This window comes from Priestia megaterium NBRC 15308 = ATCC 14581 (assembly GCF_000832985.1).
GTDB classification, from domain to species: Bacteria; Bacillota; Bacilli; order Bacillales; family Bacillaceae_H; genus Priestia; species Priestia megaterium.
In genome coordinates, this window is the sequence record NZ_CP009920.1 from 369,107 (window position 1) to 391,142 (window position 22,036).

Sequence of the window (22,036 nt, forward strand, 5' to 3'; positions counted from 1 at the left end):
ATATTTCAGGTTCAATGGTGGACCTTGTAGGACTCGAACCTACGACCGGACGGTTATGAGCCGTCTGCTCTAACCAGCTGAGCTAAAGGTCCTTTCTAAGCTCTCTATTAGAATGTGGATACGGCAATCGGATTTGAACCGGTGATAAAGGTATTGCAGACCCTGACTATGCCAACAATAAGTATGGAAATTATTTATAGTCAGTTACATTTATCCGTATGCTACCCCTTCATATGAAACATGGACTAGTAATTTAATAATTAATATCTGTTTCGCTACCAACAAAAATTATTTTACCTTATAATTTCGTAGAAGTCAACATCTATGTAATTTGTGTTTTAATACTTAATTTTGCAATTATTAAGCAGGAACATACACCTAAATAAATAAGCTCTGTAACAAGAATCATGATTCTTGTTACAGAGCTTATTTTTATAAAAAGGTTTGCGTAATCGCACTTTCTAAATCTCTTGTAGAAGATTTTAGGTATCGTTTTGTAACATTCACATCAGAATGGCCTGCTAGTTCGGCAACTATTGCAATATCTATCCCTTTCTTAACTAACTCATGACAGAAAGTGTGGCGTAATTTATGAGGATTTACATTATATTTTTTTAACATGTACTGAACCGTACGTGCAGACATTCTTCTATCAAAATTAGAGACAAATAAAGCTTCATGATTAGAATCAAGTGAATCAATATATTTCTTCAAACTATTCCTTGCTTCTGTAGAAAGAGGAACAAATCGCTTTTTACATCCTTTAGCATTACGGATAATTAAAAAACCATCAGATTTGTTAATCTCTACGTCTTTACGATTCAAAGCACAAATCTCTGATACCCGAATCCCTGTATGTAATAAAGTATATACAATAGCAATATCACGAAGGTTTCCCTCTTGCTTTACTTCAGATAAAAGGCGGTCACGCTCACTTGCTTCTAATGACTGTGGTACAACCTCGTTATTTTTCTCTTTTTGTTTACGTTCAATATTTTGAACAATTTCTGGTTTTTCAAGAAAGCGTGCAAAAACGCTAATTGTTACAAAAGCTTTTTCTATAGTCGACGCACTTTTATTATTAGATTCAAGGTTAATCATATAAGTTTGGACATTATTTCTTGTTACTTGATCTAAATGTTTACCTTCACTTAGAAGCCATTCATGAAATTGGTTTAACACTGCTCGATAGGTTTTAATCGTATTATCAGATTTGCCTGATTCTATTAACCATTGGCTAAAGTCATCAATCAACGGAATAACTTCTAGGCTATTTTTTTTCACTCTAAATCCTCCTACATACACTAATAAATTACGTAAAACATAACATTTAATTTCGTAGAAATCAATTTAAACGAAATTAATATACAAAAAAACAGCCCATCATTGATATGATGGGCTGTTTTTTTGCCTGACAACGTCCTACTCTCACGAGGACAAAGTCCCCATTACCATTGGCGCTAGAGAACTTAACTTCCGTGTTCGATATGGGAACGGGTGTGACCTCTCTGCTATCGCCACCAGACCTATTAAAGATAGTTTTCTTAACACTAAATAAAAATTGCTAAGTAAAAACACCGTGCACCCGTCATTGACATGATCAAATAAGCGTTACTTGTACAGTTAGCTCGACCGGGTTGTGCTGCAACACACAGAAGAATCTACTTATGGCTGCTTCCTTCCGGACCTGACCATGTTCATAGGTTTCTGTTGTGCAGGACCTAGTTGTCAACACCACTTGTCCAAGTCAGACCTTACCTGACTCATACCTCTGTTAGGAATTAAACCCTGCTAAGGCGGATTGCAGGTTACAGGGCACCGCCATCTCCCCGTCTAGCACGGTATGTATAGTTAAGGGATTCCCACCTATGTCGTCCTCCCAATCTGTTTTGTGAACCCGCGATCTCGCAGGTGGGTTTCCGCATATTAACGTTCTAGCAATCCTGTTTCAAAGACAGGCATGGCATCAGTCAACAGATGTAGGAACCCCAAATAAACAGTACGGTTCAAAACAAATAGGGCATAACGTGCATCGTAGGATAAGTATTTAATGTGTTTATTGATGATATAGATTATCCTACAATAAAATTTCGTAGAAGTCAACATAAACGAAAAAATAACTCCTAACCCTCAATGTTTTATTGATGTACTGTTGTTGGGAAGGGATTTCTTTGAAAGATGGAAGTTATAAGGAGTCGCGTTTCATTATATTGAGTCATCCACTTAAAAGTGAAGTTCATTATGATTAGATTTTTATACAACCTTGATCTAACCACACTTTTCTGATGTGGTTATTTTTTCTTCTCATCCTCTCTCGATAAAAATAACAGAAAAATAAAAAAGCCTAAATAAAGCGGCTTTTTTATTTTAAGAGTAAATTATTGTTCTGCTAGTTCAGATATAGAAACACTTTGCTTATTATTTGGTTCATCCAGGTTATGAATTGTAGCTACCCCATTTTGTTGGTCTACATGCTCAATGTAAATACTTTTCCCGTTATATATTACATTGGCCATGTCCACTGAATCGGCAATTTCTTGTGCTCTTTGTGCATCCATCTTTATCTAGCCTCCTTTTTATTTATGACAGTGAAAGTATTTGTTTTTAATTAATTTTTATGCATTTAATTCCTCCATACAAAATCAATTTTAATTTTTCAAATGAGACATAAAGCAGTAAAAAAACTATCTCCTTTATTATTTGAGATAGCTTTTTATTTTATTATTCAATTTAATCTTCTTCTGGAATCTTAATTAAAATGGCTATAGCTATTGTTGCCAAAAATATAACCCCTAAAGTTAGCAATAGACTCGTACTCATGTGCCTCATCTACCCTTCTCTCTTCATCCCTATGATTCCATTTTAGCAGAGGAAATTAGTTAATAAAACTGGAAATGATAGCGTTTTACTAAAAAATTATACATGTTAAGATAATGTAGTTGTTTTAACTCAACCAATGTATTCAACTTTTTGCTTGAATAGAGCAAGCTACCTTTTTCCTATTTTGGGGTAGCCCTTTTTTTATCGTGATAAAATAAAATGTTGTTTTGGATCTATTCCTTCCTACCCTCGGTTTACATTCGTTATTTACGAATCTGTTCAATCTCTTCTTCTGTAAGCTCCGTTAATTCAGATATTGTTTGATTATCCATACCTTTTTGCAGCATTCTTAATGCTACTCTCTTAATAGCTCTTTTTCCCCCTTGCTTTTCAGCTTTTTTTAATGTCAATTTTTCATCTACTTGGAATTCCTGGTTTACTTCATAAGTCATTAACATTTGGGGATCCTCAGTTACACGTGCCCATTCATTCATCGCGTTTTTCAACGTTTGATCTTTCTCCATTACAACTTCCTCCAAAAATGAGTAAAATCTTCATCTCTTGACACTTTAAACAACAGTAATTGTTTTACTAATTATGTGTCTCTTTTACGATACTATTCTCACCTATTCCAAAATCAAATTAATCCCATAAAGCTTGTCCGTTCACCCTAAAACTAAAAAAGAGTAATTACTGCATTAGGGGAGGTGTAGGTAGTAATGTAAGATGTGCTCGGTTGTTTATATGCCGAGGTTAGCTTGGTGATAAATAGGGTTTTGATTCAGAAGCAACTAACAAATTATTTATTTAATTTATATGTTTTTTCTTATAGTTGCACATATTAAAAACAATACTAAATGAAAGCGAGATGAGATAAGTAATGTCAAAACAAGGGATACAGAAAAAGAATCAGACAAGAGAGCAAGTAGAGAAGCAAGATAAAAGAAATGATGTCGAATTAGGCAATGAATTTCAAACTGGCAACACAAGTTCTCAGAGCCAGAAAAAAAGTGGACGCCAAGTAAATAAAAAATAAATTTAACCTTTCAAAGATAATAAGAAACCTCAGTTCAAATTTATGACTTGAACCGAGGTTTCTTTTATAGAGTGAAGAAGAATTATACGAAAAACAGGCACCAAGCTAAAGAGAATTTGAATTCTATTATGGAAACAGAATTCAAATAAAAAAGTGTAACTTAACATAACCACTCTTTTCGAAACTTATAATAAAAACGACCTTTTTATGAATACGATATTATCTTATATCTCTTTTTATATTTACCCTCAAATTTTCTAACCTGATTCTCTGTATAAAAGTGTGCTACTTTATATTCGTCGTTATTATAGGCTTCTGCGATTCTAAGAGGTTGTTTAACATCTTTTGGATAGTAAGTCGGCATTATGGTCGATATACGATTATAAGTCAGAACACCTGTATTTTTGCTTTTTTCACGATTTAGTAGATAAAGTCCTTTAAATATTGCTTCAAATCGTCCCGAAGAGGTTTTTGCATATGCGAATAGCGCGATCTTCTGATTCAGCTGATACATTCTTTTTTGAAAGTAGGTTTCGTTCTCTTCTGGAATTGTATTATATTCAATAAATATTTCCTCATTTTCAAGAAGTTGATTGTTCCACGTTTCATTAGGGAAAAATTTTAATCTTTTAATATCTGTATCTTCTTCAAACTTGTGCGGCGCGCCGCTTTTTTGAATCCCGTGAGCATAGCCAGCTCCGAACACATTGCAACAGTCTGCAACTAACCGTAAAGAAACATTGTCATCAGCATCTATATATCCTTGTTCAATATAAGTATTTGGATCATATTCCTTCTCCAAATCCCATGGAATAAACCATTTCTCCTTTGTTAGCAGATTAATTTTTTCTACTACCTGGTCGATCTTTTCGTGAATCTTTTCAAGAGATTGAGTAGCATCTATTCTGATAAATTCACAATCTAACGCATTCACAATATCGTTTTTTCTAATTTCATCCAGTGTTTGATTTATATCATTCTTATGATGGGCTTCATCAATTTCAACCGCCAAATTAAACTGCGGAAAATACAAATCAATTAATCCGTATTCAGCCTTTTGGTTTTTATTTGATCGTACTACATACTGTTGAGTATTTATTTTTATATCGTAATTATCAAGCAAATGCCAGATCCTTGTAATGATATAATTTTCATCGTTTTTTTTATTCGTTTTCGCTAATTGTCTTTTAATATAATCATACTTGTTCATTACTTTTCTAGATCCTCTCTTTTTCCTCTGCTGTAGCACTATAAAAATGAATGCCTAAATAACCATATCCAAACGGTGAAGGCAGTGCAACTCTTTTGATGAACTGTCTACTGGACCTTGCCTTTACGATTCCTCCCTCTTGTTGCTATAAGTTTCTGCTAGTTATTTTGAGGTACATACTCACATACTATTTCCAACATTTATATATTGGTAAAATAAATAATATATACTAAAATTAACCGCAACAAACATATCGAGACTTAATTTCAAGATAATAAGTCCCTATTAGTGTATATTAAGCAGTTTGATCTAACCTATTATTAAAATAAGGAAATTTAATATTGTAATATAACTATATATATGTAAACATTAAACATGTATTTTAAATACATAATAAATGCATGTTTAATGTTTACAGGAGGAAATGTACTGAAATGAAAAAGTTTTTTAAGATTGGCTGTTTAGGATTTATCATTCTTATTGCACTTATTGTAGTAATTGCTGTCGTAGCATCAGGTGGAGACGATAGTGGTTCTGGATCTAGTTCTAACTCTTCAAAATCAGAAGAACAAAAAGCTCATAAAGTGGGAGACACTTTTACAGTAGATAATAAAGCGGAAGTTTCTGTAACAAAAGTAGAGGAAAGAGAACAAGTTGGAAACCAATATGCAAACAAAAAAGCTTCTGAAGGCGGTACACTTGTTGCTATTCAATGGGCTGTTAAAAACATCTCTGACAAACCATTAGGTGCTTTTTCAACCCCAACAATTAACCTCGTTGATGAAAAAGGTACAAAATATGACGCTGATATTGATGCAACATCAAATTATGCAGTTGAAACTAACATTGATGACTCTAAGATTGCAAGTGATTTAAATCCGGGTATCAAAGTTACGGATGTTGACGTATTTGAGGTTTCAAAAGATAGCTATGCAAAAGGTACATGGTATATTGAAATAAACGGAAGTAAAGTTCAAATTAAATAATATTTTTCCATAGAGTAAAAAGCTCACTAAACGTTCAACGTTTAGTGAGCTTTATTATATTTATACTATTATCTATACCTGTGAGAGAGTATATGGGGAAACGGTCTTTTTTTCTGCAGAGAATGTGGAATAGTAGCGGGATACTATATACTTATTTCAAACAAATTCAATTTACGCACCAAAATTATAAATAGAGTCCCTTAATGTAAATTGATGCGATATTCTTAGCAATTTGTTCTACAGGATGCTTATATTCATTACGAACAATTTCCCAAAGGTACATTTCATTAGTGAAAAACCACCCTCTTGCTACTAGCTCGTTATGTACATCTTTACGTGCTAATCCATTGCGCTGCGCATAGGCAATGTCTTCTGAAATTCGTTGAATAAACTTTTCCCGAATGTTCTTCCATTTCTCTGAAACGAGAGGAGAAATACCAATAGCCTGCTCAAACACTTGCAGCATTTTTTGTTCATCCTCAGCCATTTTTAAAAACTCGTTCGTTTGTTTATGAATCATTTCTTCTGCTTCATTTACAGATGCGGGTAAAAATGCAGCCTCGGCAATTTCATAAAATTTCTCCATAACATTCTCCATTAATACAACTAAAAAGTCTTCTTTTCCTTCGAAATGAACGTATGCAGTACCATACCCAACCTTTGCCTTTTTTATTATTTGAGTGATAGTCGCTTTGTGAAAACCTTCTTGTATAAATACTTCTCTTGCAGCTTCTAATAATTTTTGTCGAGTCTTTATTGAACGTAAATGCCGTTTATCTTCAATGTTATTCTCATTCATTAAGGTTCCTTCCTCCCTATCCGTTTTACTCTCTAGGATATAGAAGTTTTCACAAAACGAAAAGAAATAAAGATAATTTATTACAAAAATTATTTTTTTAATTTTCAAAATTATATTATTGACACTGTGTCATATTCTTTGTTACGATTCTTCTAGGATACATATTAAGTAATGCAGAGGAGGAAAATTATGCAATTAAATACCTTTAAACCCACATTAGAGTACGCCAAACAGTTAGATCAAGAAGACTCCCTTTCAAGTTTTCGTGACGAATTTTATTTAAAGCCTGATTCCATATATATGGATGGAAACTCATTGGGGCTTCTTTCTAAAAGAGCTGAACGCAGACTTATAGAAGTGTTAAATGATTGGAAAGAACAAGGAATTGATGGATGGACTCAAGGGAAACACCCATGGTTCTCCTTGTCCGAAAAATTAGGTGAAATGAGTGCGCCGTTAGTTGGGGCTTCTAGCGAAGAAGTGATTGTAACCGGTTCGACAACAGTTAACCTTCATCAGCTTGTAGCTACTTTCTACAGTCCAAAAGGAACGCGCACAAAGATTTTAGCTGATGAATTGACCTTCCCATCTGATATTTATGCGCTTCAAAGTCAGCTGCGAACCCATGGATACAATCCAGATACTCATCTTATACGTGTAAAAAGCCGCGATGGCCGTTTTTTAGAAGAAGATGACATTATTGAGGCTATGACCGATGAGATTGCTTTAATTATCTTACCGACTGTACTCTATCGCAGCGGCCAAATATTAGATATGGAACGATTGACGGCTGAAGCACACAAGCGTGGAATTTTGATTGGATTTGATGGCTGCCACTCTATTGGTGCGATCCCTCACTCCTTTAGTAAATGGGATGTTGATTTTGCATATTGGTGTAATTATAAGCACTTAAACGGTGGACCTGGCTGTGTAGGCGGTTTATATGTAAATAAAAAACATTTTGGAACAGCACCTGGTTTAGCAGGATGGTTTAGTTCAAAAAAAGAAAAGCAGTTTGATATGAAGCACATATTAACACCTGCTGATTCAGCCGGTGCTTATCAAATTGGAACACCCCATGTTTTAAGTCTTGCTCCTTTAATTGGATCGCTAGAAATTTTCACTGAGGCTGGTATAGATAATATTCGAGCTAAATCTCTTAAAATCAATCATTATTTAATGTATTTATTAGAAAAAGAGCTGAGTGACTTCAAATTTACCATTGGAAGCCCTAGAGAAGATAAAAAGCGCGGAGGGCACGTAAGTCTTGAACATAAGGAAGCAGCGCGCATTTGTAAAGCATTAAAAGAGAATGGTATCATTCCAGATTTTCGCGCTCCCAATATTATTCGTCTGGCTCCTGTTTCTCTTTATACTTCTTATACAGAAGTTTGGGAAGTAGTACAAACTTTGAAGAAAATTATGAACGATAAAGAATATGAAAAATTTAAAAATGAACGTGAAGTAGTGGCGTAAAACCTAAACTACTTGTTTTTTTAACAAGAAAAGTAAGCGCTTTCTAAAACTTAAGGAAGCTATTTGACGTAGATATGCAGCCAAACCATTATTTTGAAACTATGAGGGAGATGAAATATGAAAACCCACAATACTCAATTGCCAAACAAAGATGACGCAGAAAAGGGATTGAAACGAAATCTAAAAACAAGTCAATTGACAATGATTTCGATGGGCTGTGCAATTGGAACTGGACTTTTCTTAGGCAGTGGACTTGCGATTCAAACAGCTGGACCTAGTGTATTGGTTAGTTATGCTTTAGGAGCTTTTGTTGTATTACTTTTAATGGGGTGTCTGGCAGAAATGACAGTGGCCCACCCTACTTCTGGATCGTTTGGAACAATTTCCGAAAAATATGTACATCCCCTGGCAGGCTTTTTGGTTCGCTATTCATACTGGATAGCCAACGTTCTCGCCGTTGGAGTAGAAGTAAGTGCAATAGCCGTGTATATGAAGTACTGGTTTCCAAGCGTTCCGGGTATTGTCTGGATTTTAGTGTTTGCTACCATATTAATCTATGTAAACGCAACCAGTGTTAATACGTTTGCTACTTTTGAGTATTGGTTTTCTATGATAAAAATTAGTGCGATTGTGGGCTTTATTCTTTTAGGGTCCTATGTTCTGTATGGAACAGATGCACGTCCTAATATGGGTACAGGTAATTTTGTAAATGATGGTGGATTCCTTCCTTTCGGGTGGTGGGGAATGTGGGTAGCTGTCTTTATTTCCCTCTTTAGTTTCTTAGGAACCGAAATGATTGCAGTTACAGCTGGAGAAGCAAAAGAGCCTGATATAGCCGTTCCGAAGGCTTTAAAAGCAACTGTGTTTCGTTTAACTACTTTTTACGTTTTGACTATAGGCATCATGTTAATGATTGTTCCATGGAAGTCAGCTCAAGTTGATAAAAGTCCATTTGTGAAAGTAATGGAAATTCTGAATATCCCTGCTGCCTCTGGAATTATGAATTTTATTATTTTAACGGCTGCTTTATCAGCTATGAATAGTCAGTTATATGCTTCCACACGTATGATGTTCTCCCTCTCTCAAAGTAAATATGCACCAGCTTTTTTAGGGAGACTAAGCAAAAAAGGTGTACCGCTATGGGCCCTTGCTGTATCAACCCTGGGCATTTTTCTTGCGGCAGCAGTTAATGGACTGCTCCCAAGCTCTTCGTATGCCTTTATGATGGGTATTTCAATGTTCGGAGCTATGTTCACATGGCTTATGATATTTGTTTCTCACCTCTACTTCCGAAAAAAATGGGAGAAATCTGGCGGAAGAAAATTACCGGTAAGAATGCTTGGCTTCCCCTATTTTACGATTTTAGGAGCCATCTTATTACTCGGTTTAATGATTACCACTTGGTTTACAGATTTTAAAATTATGCTTCAGTTTGGAATTCCTTGGTTAGCTTTCTTATCCATTGCTTATTTTATCTCTAAGAAAAGAAAAGTTAACCATCATTTTGCAGAAGATATGGCTAATAGCAGCTTAAAAGAAGAATTAAAGGAATTACGTTAACGTTCAAGTTATTTTACATAAAAACAAGGGGGATACAAAATGAAAACGACAAATAATAAGGCACCAAATGCAGTTGAACTAGAGAAAGAACTTCAAACGGACTTTCAGAAATCTATGTCGTATGGAGACTACCTGCACCTTGATAAAATATTATCTAGTCAGCATAGACTTTCTAATCACCATGATGAAATGCTGTTTATTGTCATCCATCAAGCTAGTGAACTATGGATGAAATTAATTTTACATGAGGTAACAGCTGCTATTCAGTGCATCCGTGGTAATAACCTGGAACCTTCATTTAAAATGTTATCACGCGTTTCAAGAATTCAGCAGCAGCTAATTCAATCTTGGAGTGTTCTCTCTACGCTAACACCAGCAGAGTACATGGAATTTAGAGATAAATTAGGTCAATCTTCTGGCTTTCAATCTTATCAAAATCGCCTGATAGAATTTGCTTTAGGAAATAAAAATGTCCATACACTCTCTGTTTACCAGCATGACGCGGATTTGTATCAAAAAATGCAAACGGCTCTTCATGAGCCTAGTATCTATGATGCTGCTGTTCATGCTCTTATGAAACGCGGATTGCAGGTAGATCAAGAGGTCTTACAAAGAGATTGTTCACAGCCTTACGAACCGAATGCCAGCGTAGAGGATGCGTGGCTTACTGTATACCGTAACGTTGATCAGTATTGGGACTTATACGAATTAGCAGAAAAATTAGTTGATATCGGAAATCAACAGCAAATGTGGCGATTTAGTCATATGAGTACAGTAGAAAGAATTATTGGAAACAAACAAGGTACAGGCGGATCTTCTGGAGTGAATTACTTAAAGAGAGCTCTGGATCAGCACTTCTTCCCAGAACTATGGAGCCTGCGAACGAAGCTATAAATATTCTATAAAAAGATAGAGAGGTAGTAAGAATGAGCAAATGGATTGATATTTCACAGCCTCTAGACGACAAAATAGCAAGATGGCCTGGTGATACTCCCTTTTCTTATGAAGTGAATTGGAGTAAAGAAGAGACCGGTTCTGTAAATGTTGGAAAAATAACAATGAGTATCCATACCGGTACTCATATCGATGCACCTTTTCATTTTGATAGTGATGGAAAAAAGGTTATTGATTTAGACTTAGATTTATATATTGGACGTACAAAAGTTGTCCATATCCCAGCTAATAAAAGCATTGGAATAAATGAATTGTCAGATGTTAATTTAAAAAGTGTTACACGCTTATTGATTCGAACAGACGCGTGGCAAGACCGAAGTGTTTTCCCGGAAACCATTCCTTACATTGAACCAAGCTTAGCTTCTTACTTAGCTAAGTTTGGCATTCGCCTGCTAGGCATTGATCTGCCTTCAGTAGATCCACTCGATAGTAAAGAACTAGCGGCTCACCATGAACTTGCATACCATAAAATTCACATTTTAGAAGGTGTTTTACTAGATAAAATCCCTTCAGGAGACTATGAACTAATCGCAGCTCCTCTTCCTTTAGTTGAAGCTGATGGAAGTCCTGTGCGCGCGCTGCTGAAAAAAGCGACTATTAAAAGAGCAATTCTTTTCCCTTAGATAGTTTCCGATGTATACAAAAAAGAGCGGTATATAAATATACCGCTCTTTTATTATAGCTATTCAAATTTTTTCAACTTATTTCTTATTCATATCTATTTCTTTCCTTGATACTCCTGCAATTCCCCAGTGCGAAGATGGAACCTCGTTGACAATGATCCTTACTCTCTCCTTTTCAATGTCAAAGCTGTTAGAAATTGCTTCGGTTACTTCTACTAACATGTTTTTAATGTCTTTTTCTTCTCTTCCTTCCAAAAGGTGAACTTGTACAATCGGCATACTATCGACTTCCCTCAAAGTTTTCTATACAACAAAAGGTCTTTATATTCAGATGAAATAATTATTAAAAAATTCTAGTTAGCTGCAGCTGAAGGATACGCTGCCTAAATCAGCGAACTGTGCGTGGATACTATCACCTGGTCTAAAAGAAATGGCTTCCGATACCGCTCCAGTTAATACGATATCCCCTTTTTTCAACCCTTCTTTATGTTCACCTAGTTTATTAATCGCCCAGGCGACAGCTTTGGCAGGGTGTCCTAATACGGCAGCACCCGCCCCTACGGTAGCAACCTCTCCGTTTTTAGACATTACCATTCCGATATTAGCTAGATTCACTTGGTCAGGCTTTATCCAATTGCTCCCTACAATAAAACGTGAAGACGAACAGTTATCAGCTACTACATCAGGAAGAATAAATTTAAAATCCAAGTAACGGCTGTCGATAATTTCAAGAGCTGGTGCAACATATTTTACTGCTTTTAAAACATCTTCTTCAGTTAAGTTGGTTCCACAGAGGTCTTCCCCCATTAAAAAAGCAATTTCAGGCTCAGCTTTTGGGTGGATCAGCTGATTAAATGCTATAGGTTCCCATTCAAATCCCAGCATGTCGCTTGTTAAGTATCCATAAATCGCTTCATGTACCCCCATCATTTCCTGCTTAGCTTTACTTGTTAAACCAAGCTTTACACCTACTCGTTTTACACCATCTTGTACTTTTCGTTGTATCAATTGTCTTTGCAAGCTGTAAGCGTCATCAATTGTCAAATCAGGGTAGCGTTCCGTCACTCTTATTACTTCATACCCTTCTCTTTCTGCAGATAAAAGATAGTCAACGATTTCTAAATTTCCGCTTTTCGTTAAAGGCATGATCACATTTCCACCTTTCTTTGAGCTAACTCAGCAGCCACGTCTAGAATCATATCTTCTTGACCGCCGACTGCTTTTCTTTTACCAAGTTCAAGTAAAATATCACGTGAATCCAAATTAAAACGCTTTGCAGCACGCTCTGCATGAAGTAAGAAACTGGAATACACGCCTGCATAACCCATTGCGAGGCTGCCTTTTCGAATCTCTTGAGATCCTGGCAGGATAGGTCCTACTACTTCTTCAGCTAGATCCATTATTTTATACAAATCAATACCTATATCTATTCCTAAACGGTTTAACACGGCTATCAATGCTTCAGTTTGAGTGTTACCTGCTCCGGCTCCTAAACAGCGAACGCTTCCGTCTATTCTAGTGGCGCCTTCTTCAATAGCAGCAAGCGTATTTGCAACAGCTAACGAAAGATTATTATGAGCGTGAAAACCTACTTCAACTTGAAGAGATTGACGAAGTGCTCTAACACGTTCACGAACTTCATGAGGCAAAAGAGCTCCTGCTGAATCAGTTATGTAAACTCCTTGTGCTCCATAGCTTTCCATTTGCTTTGCTTGCTCCACAAGCTTTTCTACGGGTGCTGAATGGGCCATCATTAGAAAACCGAAAGTTTCCATCCCTAGTTTCCGAGCATATTCAATGTGCTGAGCAGAAACATCTGCTTCCGTCACATGGGTAGCTACTCGGACTAAGCCTGCCCCAAGGCTATTTGCTTGCTTCAGCTCATGTACCGTTCCAATTCCCGGAATTAAAAGAACAGCAATGGTGGCTTGTTTCGCTTCTTCTACCGCAGCCTCAATTAATTTCATTTCGTCAACGAGAGACTTTCCGTATTGCAGCGTCGAGCCTCCTAACCCGTCTCCGTGACTAACCTCGATATAGTGCATCCCTGCATCGTCCAGCGTCTTCGCTACACTTTTTACTTGTGCTTCTGTGAATTGATGTTTGACTACGTGACTTCCATCTCTGAGGCTGACCTCTGTAATCTTAATAGGCTTATCACTGTTACGTTTCATTCGTCATAGCCCTCTCTTTCTTTATTCCTCTATATAAGCTCTCTTCGAGTTTGTAGCGGGCATAATCTTCCGCAACCTTCGCTGCAGCAGCCGTCATAATATCTAAGTTACCGGCATAAGAAGGAAAATAATCTCCGGCTCCAGTTACCTCTAAAAAGACTGTTACTTGATCACTATCAAATAATGGTTCTTGCTTTAAATTATAGCCCGGTACATATTCTTGTACTTTTTTGACCATATCTTTGATAGCCTTTTGGATAGCTTCCTTATTCATATTTTTCACTTTACAATAAATTGTATCGCGCATTAAGATAGGTGGATCAGCCGGATTTAAGAGAATAATAGCTTTTCCGCAGTCTGCACCGCCTACTTTTTCAATAGCTTTCCTTGTGGTAACAGTAAACTCATCAATATTTGCTCGTGTTCCTGGTCCAGCGCTTAGGCTAGAAATAGTAGCTACAATTTCTCCATATGTTACATCTGCAACTTGGTTGATGGCATAGATGATAGGAATCGTCGCTTGTCCGCCGCATGTAATCATGTTTACATTTTCTGATTCAAGATTTTCTCCAAGATTAACGGGAGGACACACGAAAGGTCCTTTGGCAGCAGGAGTTAAGTCAACAACCATTTTTCCTAAGTCTTTTAAAATCTTTGCATGTCTAACGTGAGCCTTAGCCGATGTAGCATCAAAAATAATTTCCGCCAGATCTGGATTTTCAGCAAGGGCTTTTATACCATTACTGTATGTTTGATATCCTGCTTCTCTCGCTCTTTTTAGACCATCTGAATCCGGATCAATTCCAAGAACAGCTGTTAACTCGATAAATTCGCTGCGCTGAAGCTTATACATCAAATCGGTCCCAATATTTCCTGAGCCAATAATTGCGGCTTTCACTTTTTCCACTACTCTTCACCTTCTTTCCAGTATTATTCAAAACGTACGGATACTGAACCAAGAGAGCCGAATTCTGCTTTTACTACATCCCCGCTCGCAACTGGTACGGCTGCAGATAGAGCCCCTGGTAAGATTAATTCGCCGGCTTTTAGACAAATATCGAAATCGGATAGCTTATTTGCCAGCCATGCAACCGCATGTGCCGGATGTCCAAGGGCAGCTGCCCCAGCTCCTGTTGCGACAAGCTCTTTATTTTTATAGAGAATCATACTAGTCGTACGTAAATCGGCTTGCTCAATTGTGGAATATTTATTCCCTACCACTACTTTGGCAGAAGAGCCATTGTCTGCAACCGTATCGACTAATTTGATTTTCCAATCGGCAATGCGACTATCAATGACTTCGATGGTCGGCACCACGTATTTCGTTGCCATTAAGACATCTAAATAGGTAATGTTGGGCCCTTTTAAATCTTCTTCTAGAATAAATCCGATTTCCGCTTCAATTTTTGGAGCCACCATTGAATGAATGTTGATTATTTCATTATCCGTTACTTTCATATCATCAAATAAGTGTCCATAATCAGGCTCACTAACTCCTAACATATCTTGCATGGCTTTACTGGTTAGACCAACTTTTTTACCAATAATCTTTTTTCCTTCTTCCAGCTTTCTTTTTACAATCTCTAATTGAATATGGTAAGAATCAGCTACTGATAAAGCAGCATGTCGTTCTGTAATAGGAGAAATTGGCTGATTCGTCTTTTCTGCTTCTAAAAGTTCTTCTGCAAGCTCACTAATAAGTGTACGCATCCGTTAATCACCTCTTTTATAGAGTTAAAGTTTCATCGTAATTGTTTTGGCTTCGGTATAAAATTCAAAGCTGTGCCGACCGCCTTCACGACCAATTCCACTTGCTTTTGCTCCGCCAAACGGCGTTCTTAAATCACGAATATACCAGCAGTTGATCCAAAGTAATCCAGCAGTAACTCCAGAAGCAACGCGTTGTGCTCTTCGTAAATCATTTGTCCAGACAACCCCTGCTAATCCATAAATAGAATCATTGGCAATTTGAATTGCTTCCTCTTCCGTTTTAAATGGAATAACAACAAGTACAGGTCCAAAAATTTCTTCTTGAGCTACACGCATTTTGTTATCTACGTCGTAAAGAACAGTCGGCTCATAAAAATTTCCTGTTTCTAAACCTTCTGCTCTTTTTCCTCCGCATGCCAGCTTAGCTCCTTCCGCCAAACCAATTCGGACATATTCATCGACCGTTTCTAAGTGACTTTGTGATACAAGTGCTCCCATGTTTGTCTCTTCACTCAGAGGATCGCCTACTTTAATATTTCTTACCGCTGCTGTGAACTTTTCAAGAAACTGCTTATAAATGCTTTCTTGTACAAGTAAACGAGAACCTGCTAAGCATATCTCTCCTTGATTTCGATAGATTGCTTCGATAGATCCTTTTACTGCTTCATCCAAATCCGCATCTTCAAATACAATATTGGCCGATTTTCCTCCAAGCTCTAACGAAACAGGAATTAGGTTTTCTGCTGCATTTCGCATGACCGTTTTTCCTGTATTACTTTCCCCTACAAATGAAATACGGCGAACGGACGGATGAGTAGACATAATAGTCCCTACCGTATTACCTGGACCTGTAATAATATTCAATACACCAGGAGGCAATCCAGCCTCATTAGCAATTTCTCCAAGCATCACTGCACTTAACGGTGTATAAGAAGCGGGCTTAATAACCACTGTATTGCCAGATGCCAAAGCAGCTGAAGCTTTCCATGTCATCTGCATAAAGGGTAGATTCCAAGGGATAATGAGGCTTGTAACTCCCGCTGGTGAATACTTGGCATAGGACATGACATTATGCTTTTCGTAATGCTCATGTACCATATATTTAGCCATCTCGGCAAAGAAACGAAAGTTTTGAGCTGCTCGTGGAATATCAAACTCTCGACTTTCTTTAATAGGTTTTCCTACATCTAGCGTTTCTAAATAAGCTAGTTCATCTACTTTTTCCATAATTAAGTCAGCCATTTTACAAAGGATGGCAGAGCGCTCTTCAACAGGCATCTTGCTCCAAATACCGCTTTCAAATGCACGCTGAGCTGCGTCGATAGCGCGCTTTGCATCTTCTGTGCCACCATTAGCTACAGAAGCTAATTTCTCATTCGTTGCTGGATTAAAGGTATCAAAGGTTTGACCGGATAGAGCGTCTACGTATTCTCCATTAATAAAAAGCTTTGCATCTTTTACCGTCATTTTTTCAATAACTGCCTCTTTACTCATCGGATATCCTCCTCATCCTCAATCTCTAAAACCATTTCAATTTCTACAGCTGTGTTATTGGGGAGCTGAGCCATTCCTACAGCTGAACGGGCGTGTTTCCCTTTATCCCCAAATACTTTTACGAGCAAGTCTGAAGCGCCATCCATTACTTTAGGCTGGTCCGTAAAGTCCTCTGTACTATTTACAAAACCAAGAATTTTAACGACACGCTTCACTTTGCTTAACCCTTCTAACTCGTAACTTACCGCACTCAATAAATTCAGCATGGATTGCTGAGCAGCCTTATATCCCTCTTCAATTGTTAAATCCTTGCCTAACTTGCCGTGATATTGATCTACACCTTGGCCAGCAGTAAACAATAAATTACCTGTTCGTACACAGCTGACGTAGTTTCCTACTGAAGGACGAACCTTTGACAGCGTTAAGCCAAGTTCTTGTAATCTATTCTCTAGTGTTTGTACTGTTGGCATAAATGTCACTCCTTTTCTCTTGCCCGATGTTTAAAAACTTCGCGGCATTTCCACCTAACATATCTAATCTTTGTTGCTCAGTTAAATCCAGCGTTTCATCCAGAACTTTTCCCGGAACAACTTCACGCAGTAAAAATGGATAATCCGATCCCATAAAGATTTTTTCATGTCCAAAACGTTCAATCATGTACTTTATGTTCAGTGGATCGTAGTTTAACGAATCAAAATAAAATTGCTTTGCATAGTAACTAGGAGGATGTGTTGTCTGTCTAAGGTGCGGCCATACTTCCCACCCTTTATCTAATCTAGGAAGAATATAAGGGAAAGATCCTCCTCCATGTGCAAAACAGACTTTTAATTTAGGGAATTTCTCCATAATGCCGCTCCATAGAAGAGTTGCAGCCGCTAGTGCTGTTTCACTTGGCATTCCTACCGTATACATAAAGTTATGGTTTGGCATTCGATCGCGGCCTAACGTTTCCCACGGGTGAATGAAAATGGGCACTTCCCACCTTTCAGCCATTTGAAAAAACTCAATGAAAGATGGATGGTCTAAATTTTGGCCATTGACGTTTGTCCCAATTTCAATTCCATGCAGTTTTAATTCATTCACGCATCGTTCCATTTCTTTAATAGCCGTAGGACCGTCTTGCATAGGAACCGTCCCTAAACCAACAAAGCGATCAGGGTACTTAGCAACTGTTTCTGCAATAAAATCATTTTGGATTTTAGCCATTTCTAATGCATGTTCGGGCTGAGCCCAATAAGAGAAAGTAACAGGGATAGGAGATAACACTTGAATATCTACTCCTTCTTTATCCATGTCAGCTATACGTTTTTCAGGGCTCCATACTTGGTCCGTTACGTCTCTGAAGTTTTTCCCTCCGACCATAATCGATGCTCCGCATGTACATGTACGTTCTAGCACGGGCCAGCGCTCACCGCCATATTTTTGAGCAAAATCAGGGAAACTTTCCGGAATGATATGTGTGTGAAAATCTATTCGCATTTCCATTCACTCGCTTCCGGTACCATAACATGATTACACTTTTTACATGTGCGTAATTCTAAGCTGCTGTTGAACTCCTGAATGGCTTCTTTTACTTGAACTTCAATATTGGTTAGCTGAACTTTCACCCGATGCATCTCGGCATCACATTCATCACAGAACCATACAAAGTCTTCTAACTCCCCTTCACTTCTGTTTCGCTCGATAACAATACCGATTGTATCCGCTACACGATGTGGAGAATGCGGAACGTTCGGAGGAAGTAAATACACTTCGCCTTCTTTCACCGTTACAACTTCGCGCTTGCCTTCTTCATTAATGATTTCAACATAGCAATCACCTTTTAATTGATAAAAGATCTCTTCAGAAGGATCTACGTGGAAGTCACGGCGTTTATTGGGTCCTCCCAAAACCATAAACATCAATTCTGAGTCTTTCCATACTACTTTATTGTTTACGGGTGGTTTTAATTGATCTTTATGCTCTTCGATAAACTTCCAAAGATTTAATGGTTTAGATGATTGAATAGTATTTGTCATTGAGATAAGCTCCTTTTAATAAATTTTAATTTTCAAAAAATAATGGTTGGTTTGATTGCACTTAAAATACTAAGATCTTAAAATATGACTAATTCAGGATTTCCAGCTCGCTTACTTGTAGCTTTTTCTGCATGTAGACAACTTCGTTTGCTAAATTCTTAATGCGACCTAACACTTCCGGATCGGCTACCTCATTCTTTTGATTAAAGTGAGTCGTATGAGCGTATACATAACTCGGTGCCACAAAGGCACGAAAGTAACCCGCAATAGGCTTTAACTGATTTTCAATGACTAAATAATGCTGATACGTCCCGCCTGTGGCGATGAACCCCATTACTTTATTTCGAAAAACCTGTGGATGTATTAAATCAAATACATTCTTAAGAGCACCCGTGATTGATCCTTGGAAGATAGGTGAACCAATTACATAAAAATCAGCGCTAGAAATAATTTCAATGACTTTTTTAGTACCTTCTGAATAAGCAGAGGGATCGCGGCCATCACAAAATTGGATAGTGTAATCTCGTAAATCTAAAAATTCAATTTCGATATCTGGATGCTGCAATTTAGCTTCTTCAAGTACTTGTTGAACAACAGCGCCTGTTTTAGAACCTATAATCGTGCCTGATATGCCTAGTAATTTCATTTTCACTTTCCTCCTTTTAAAAAAGTTCCATACTTATCTTCAAACACTCATTTTTTTATACATATTCCTTTTGTAAAGACCAGCCTAATAAATCATTTGATTGGTCAATTGCGCCTTGCTGGATTAGCTGGCGAATTCTAGTAGAAGAAATTCTTGTTCCTTCTGCACAACAGACAGGCGGGATGATATCTACGAGAAAGTGCTTTGCTAGCAGTTTAATATCTCCTTCTCTATTCCGGCCGAAACGAAAATCGTTGCCTACTATGATCTCCGATGGATTAAGCTTTTTTAAGTTACTGATAAAATCGATTGATGGGCGCTTAGCGTATAATTCATCAAAATGGATAATAACTGCGTAGTCTACTCCTAACTCTGCTATCAGATTTACCTTTTGATCAATGGGCGTTAACACTTGATCTTGTTGAAAATGAAAACGAGGAGGAGGATCAAATGTATAAACAACGCTAGGTACCTTTAAAGCTTTGCTTCGAGTTACAGCTTGCTTAATCACTGCTTGATGTCCTTGATGCACGCCATCAAATGCACCTATAGCTATTACTGATGCTGGTAAAGTTAGTATTCCGTCCTCATACCTTTGCATCTTTACACCTCCCTTATTAAGAACGTGAGGAACCTAGACCCTGTATCTATTAATAAAGTTCATTTTTAGATAAAAGGAGTATGGGTATCAGCTATTTGTTACTTCTTTCTTTTTAACTTCTGTATTTAAAGCAGCATCTACCATGGCAAATGAATGGCTGCGCTTATAGCTATTGTAGAAAATAGCTCTTTTACGGATTGGATCTCCTGTATAGTATCGCTCGTATTGAAGTAACCTTTGGCCAAATGCTTCTCCACATAGGTCCCACGCTAATTTAAATAATTGAACACGATCTATAGCAGGCACTCCTTCTCGGCCTCCATAATAACGATTTAAATCCTCTCTTAATTCAAGATTTTCAAAATCTGCTCCTGTAGGAGACATCAGCAAACCGCCTGCACCAATTGTTTGCATCACTTCAATAGCACGAGGGTACATTGTAGGAAGCAATCCACGAATTGTTTCTAAAGCCGTTTCGTTTGGAAGAGCTTCTCCTTTTTCATTAATCATATACTCATACTCTGATGTTCGAAGCAAAGCCCTAATGGATTCTACTGACTGTATCAACTCCCCTAAGCTCTCTTGAACGTTTAGATATCCGTCTACACCAATTGCATCCGCTACTTTACAAGCTACTTCCGTTGCAAATTGAAGTTTAACTAATCCTCTTACGCCAGATTGATGTGCCGGTTGCTGAGCGATTCCTGTTTTAGGATAAAGAAGATTGGCAGCTTCAATATTGTTATATAAAAACACTCGGTTCCAAGGAATCAGCACATCGTTAAAAATCAAGACTGCATCCATCTCTTCAAATCGAGAGGCTAGCGGATGATCAAACACTGATCTTGTTCCGTCTTGCATAGCTTCTCGGCAAAGGATTCGAAGTCCCGGTGTATCAATCGGCAGCGCGAAAGCAAGTGCATAACGTTCATCGCCAGGTTTAAACCCTGGGAATGAATAAACAATCACTTCATCGGTAATAGGTGAAAGTGTAGCTAGCATTTTAGCTCCTTTTACAACAAGTCCATCCGGTGTTTCTTTGACAGCACCTAAATGAGTAAAGAGATCTTGCTGTTCATGGGAGGCTTTGCTTCGGTCATTCTGCGGGTTGATAATAGCATGAGTTAAAAACAAGTCATTATCACGAATATAACGGTAATAATCTCTTATATTTTTGCCCCACTGTTCATTGTAATGATCTAGGAAACTAGCATTATGAAATAAAGAGGTGACTACAACATTTAAGAAATCCGGTGTTCGTCCCATCAGTCCAAAGGTAGCTTTTGCAAATGCTTCAAACACTTCTCTGCGAGCTACTAAGTCTTCGTAGCTTTTAGGAATTAAGAATGCATTTGATATTCTTTCTCCCGTTTCTTCGCAAATATGAGTAATTTTCTCTTGGTAAGCCGGGTCATGCTGCATATCGTACAACTTCGCAATTTCTAAAATAGGCTGTTGAAACACCTTTTCTTCAAATACATTTGTAATTTTTCTGCCTCCTAACCAAATTTCTGGCTGGCGTGATTTTAATGCATCAATATATTGAGCACCTGTACGAATCCCCATATTTGTTCATCCCCTTAAGGTTTAATAGTAATTAATTGAATTATAGTATTTGAATTTTTTCAGGGGTGTAGCCTCGTTAACATTTTTTTAGAGTTTTTTATTTTTGGAATAGACGGAGTAGCTCGAATAAGAAATTTATATTATTGCATTTACGCATTTTTCGCTTTAAGATATTGTAGAGAGCGTAACGTTTTTATAAAAATATTAGCTTATTAAAAAAGAGAGCAAATAAAGCGCATATTGTTGTAAGCGCTTACTTATTTTATTTTTTATAGCAACGTAAATAAAATATCCTACCCTCTAGTGTGTTACTTGATCTTACAATTGTCTTTTCAATTTTTTAGGCGTATCTTATATTTTGAT

Annotated in this window: 23 protein-coding genes, 1 tRNA gene, 1 rRNA gene and 2 other RNA genes; 6 read left to right on the top strand and 21 right to left on the bottom strand. The window is 37.3% G+C overall.

The window, feature by feature from the left end:
• Positions 1-15: 15 nt before the first annotated feature.
• The 7 genes from BG04_RS02595 to BG04_RS02615 form a co-directional block, all read right to left on the bottom strand.
• Positions 16-92 (bottom strand) — tRNA-Ile (locus tag BG04_RS02595).
• Positions 93-432: 340 nt separating this feature from the next.
• Positions 433-1,284, bottom strand: a complete 852-nt coding sequence (locus BG04_RS02600) for a tyrosine-type recombinase/integrase (protein WP_034650090.1) — start codon at positions 1,282-1,284, stop codon at positions 433-435.
• 125 nt (positions 1,285-1,409) lie between these two features.
• A 5S ribosomal RNA gene (gene rrf / locus BG04_RS02605) occupies positions 1,410-1,525 on the bottom strand.
• 52 nt (positions 1,526-1,577) lie between these two features.
• Positions 1,578-1,842, bottom strand: an RNA gene (ffs, locus tag BG04_RS29270) — signal recognition particle sRNA large type.
• 13 nt (positions 1,843-1,855) lie between these two features.
• A non-coding RNA gene (gene ssrS / locus BG04_RS29275) (6S RNA) lies at positions 1,856-2,044 on the bottom strand.
• Positions 2,045-2,378: 334 nt separating this feature from the next.
• Positions 2,379-2,558, bottom strand: coding sequence for a small acid-soluble spore protein H (locus tag BG04_RS02610; protein ID WP_013084255.1), 180 nt, complete (start codon positions 2,556-2,558; stop codon positions 2,379-2,381).
• 525 nt (positions 2,559-3,083) lie between these two features.
• A complete protein-coding gene (locus BG04_RS02615) occupies positions 3,084-3,344 on the bottom strand; it encodes a hypothetical protein (RefSeq protein ID WP_034650088.1) in 261 nt (86 codons plus the stop codon).
• A 356-nt stretch (positions 3,345-3,700) separates the two neighbouring features.
• Here BG04_RS02615 and BG04_RS30850 point away from each other — a divergent pair, with 356 nt between their 5' ends.
• Positions 3,701-3,856, top strand: coding sequence for a hypothetical protein (locus BG04_RS30850; protein ID WP_013058266.1), 156 nt, complete (start codon positions 3,701-3,703; stop codon positions 3,854-3,856).
• 205 nt (positions 3,857-4,061) lie between these two features.
• Here BG04_RS30850 and BG04_RS02620 read toward each other — a convergent pair whose 3' ends face one another.
• Positions 4,062-5,066 (bottom strand): AbaSI family restriction endonuclease, encoded by a 1,005-nt coding sequence (locus tag BG04_RS02620; protein WP_034650086.1) that lies wholly within the window; start codon positions 5,064-5,066, stop codon positions 4,062-4,064.
• Between the two features lie 434 nt (positions 5,067-5,500).
• Between BG04_RS02620 and BG04_RS02625 the strand changes: the two genes are divergently transcribed.
• A complete protein-coding gene (locus BG04_RS02625) occupies positions 5,501-6,052 on the top strand; it encodes a DUF4352 domain-containing protein (protein WP_034650084.1) in 552 nt (183 codons plus the stop codon).
• Between the two features lie 184 nt (positions 6,053-6,236).
• On the opposite strand, the gene BG04_RS02630 is transcribed toward BG04_RS02625, so the two are convergent.
• Positions 6,237-6,851: a TetR/AcrR family transcriptional regulator gene (locus BG04_RS02630; RefSeq protein WP_034650081.1), complete on the bottom strand. Its 615-nt coding sequence runs from the start codon at positions 6,849-6,851 to the stop codon at positions 6,237-6,239.
• 189 nt (positions 6,852-7,040) lie between these two features.
• Between BG04_RS02630 and kynU the strand changes: the two genes are divergently transcribed.
• The 4 genes from kynU (at position 7,041) to kynB (ending at position 11,464) form a co-directional block, all read left to right on the top strand.
• Positions 7,041-8,327 (top strand): kynureninase, encoded by a 1,287-nt coding sequence (gene kynU, locus BG04_RS02635; RefSeq protein ID WP_034650079.1) that lies wholly within the window; start codon positions 7,041-7,043, stop codon positions 8,325-8,327.
• A gap of 117 nt (positions 8,328-8,444) precedes the next feature.
• Positions 8,445-9,887: an amino acid permease gene (locus BG04_RS02640; protein WP_051975573.1), complete on the top strand. Its 1,443-nt coding sequence runs from the start codon at positions 8,445-8,447 to the stop codon at positions 9,885-9,887.
• Between the two features lie 39 nt (positions 9,888-9,926).
• Positions 9,927-10,781 (top strand): tryptophan 2,3-dioxygenase, encoded by an 855-nt coding sequence (kynA, locus tag BG04_RS02645; protein ID WP_034650077.1) that lies wholly within the window; start codon positions 9,927-9,929, stop codon positions 10,779-10,781.
• A 32-nt stretch (positions 10,782-10,813) separates the two neighbouring features.
• Entirely contained in the window at positions 10,814-11,464 is a 651-nt protein-coding gene (gene kynB, locus BG04_RS02650) for an arylformamidase (protein ID WP_034650075.1), read from the top strand.
• A 78-nt stretch (positions 11,465-11,542) separates the two neighbouring features.
• On the opposite strand, the gene BG04_RS02655 is transcribed toward kynB, so the two are convergent.
• The 12 genes from BG04_RS02655 to BG04_RS02710 all read right to left on the bottom strand — a co-directional run bounded on the left by BG04_RS02655 (position 11,543) and on the right by BG04_RS02710 (position 21,673).
• Complete coding sequence (locus BG04_RS02655) at positions 11,543-11,743, bottom strand: 4-oxalocrotonate tautomerase (RefSeq protein WP_034650073.1); 201 nt, start codon at positions 11,741-11,743, stop codon at positions 11,543-11,545.
• Between the two features lie 78 nt (positions 11,744-11,821).
• Entirely contained in the window at positions 11,822-12,610 is a 789-nt protein-coding gene (locus BG04_RS02660; protein WP_034650071.1) for a 2-keto-4-pentenoate hydratase, read from the bottom strand.
• Positions 12,611-12,612: 2 nt separating this feature from the next.
• Positions 12,613-13,638, bottom strand: a complete 1,026-nt coding sequence (gene dmpG, locus BG04_RS02665) for a 4-hydroxy-2-oxovalerate aldolase (protein ID WP_034650069.1) — start codon at positions 13,636-13,638, stop codon at positions 12,613-12,615.
• Entirely contained in the window at positions 13,628-14,545 is a 918-nt protein-coding gene (locus tag BG04_RS02670) for an acetaldehyde dehydrogenase (acetylating) (RefSeq protein WP_034650067.1), read from the bottom strand. The genes dmpG and BG04_RS02670 overlap by 11 nt, the downstream gene beginning before the upstream one ends.
• A gap of 23 nt (positions 14,546-14,568) precedes the next feature.
• Entirely contained in the window at positions 14,569-15,348 is a 780-nt protein-coding gene (locus tag BG04_RS02675; protein WP_034650064.1) for a 2-keto-4-pentenoate hydratase, read from the bottom strand.
• Positions 15,349-15,372: 24 nt separating this feature from the next.
• The gene (locus BG04_RS02680; protein WP_034650062.1) at positions 15,373-16,842 is read right to left on the bottom strand and encodes an aldehyde dehydrogenase; all 1,470 of its coding nucleotides are present in this window, start codon (positions 16,840-16,842) and stop codon (positions 15,373-15,375) included.
• Complete coding sequence (locus tag BG04_RS02685) at positions 16,839-17,312, bottom strand: RidA family protein (RefSeq protein WP_034650060.1); 474 nt, start codon at positions 17,310-17,312, stop codon at positions 16,839-16,841. Before BG04_RS02685 ends, BG04_RS02680 begins: the two co-directional genes overlap by 4 nt.
• Entirely contained in the window at positions 17,284-18,327 is a 1,044-nt protein-coding gene (locus tag BG04_RS02690; protein ID WP_034650058.1) for an amidohydrolase family protein, read from the bottom strand. Before BG04_RS02690 ends, BG04_RS02685 begins: the two co-directional genes overlap by 29 nt.
• Complete coding sequence (locus tag BG04_RS02695) at positions 18,312-18,860, bottom strand: 3-hydroxyanthranilate 3,4-dioxygenase (RefSeq protein ID WP_034650056.1); 549 nt, start codon at positions 18,858-18,860, stop codon at positions 18,312-18,314. The genes BG04_RS02690 and BG04_RS02695 overlap by 16 nt, the downstream gene beginning before the upstream one ends.
• Positions 18,861-18,948: 88 nt before the next feature.
• A complete protein-coding gene (locus BG04_RS02700; protein ID WP_034650054.1) occupies positions 18,949-19,506 on the bottom strand; it encodes an NADPH-dependent FMN reductase in 558 nt (185 codons plus the stop codon).
• Between the two features lie 55 nt (positions 19,507-19,561).
• On the bottom strand, positions 19,562-20,107 hold the full coding sequence (locus BG04_RS02705) for an FAD synthetase family protein (protein WP_034650052.1): 546 nt from the start codon (positions 20,105-20,107) through the stop codon (positions 19,562-19,564).
• Between the two features lie 87 nt (positions 20,108-20,194).
• A complete protein-coding gene (locus BG04_RS02710) occupies positions 20,195-21,673 on the bottom strand; it encodes a 4-hydroxyphenylacetate 3-hydroxylase family protein (protein WP_034650050.1) in 1,479 nt (492 codons plus the stop codon).
• Between the last annotated feature and the right edge of the window lie 363 nt (positions 21,674-22,036).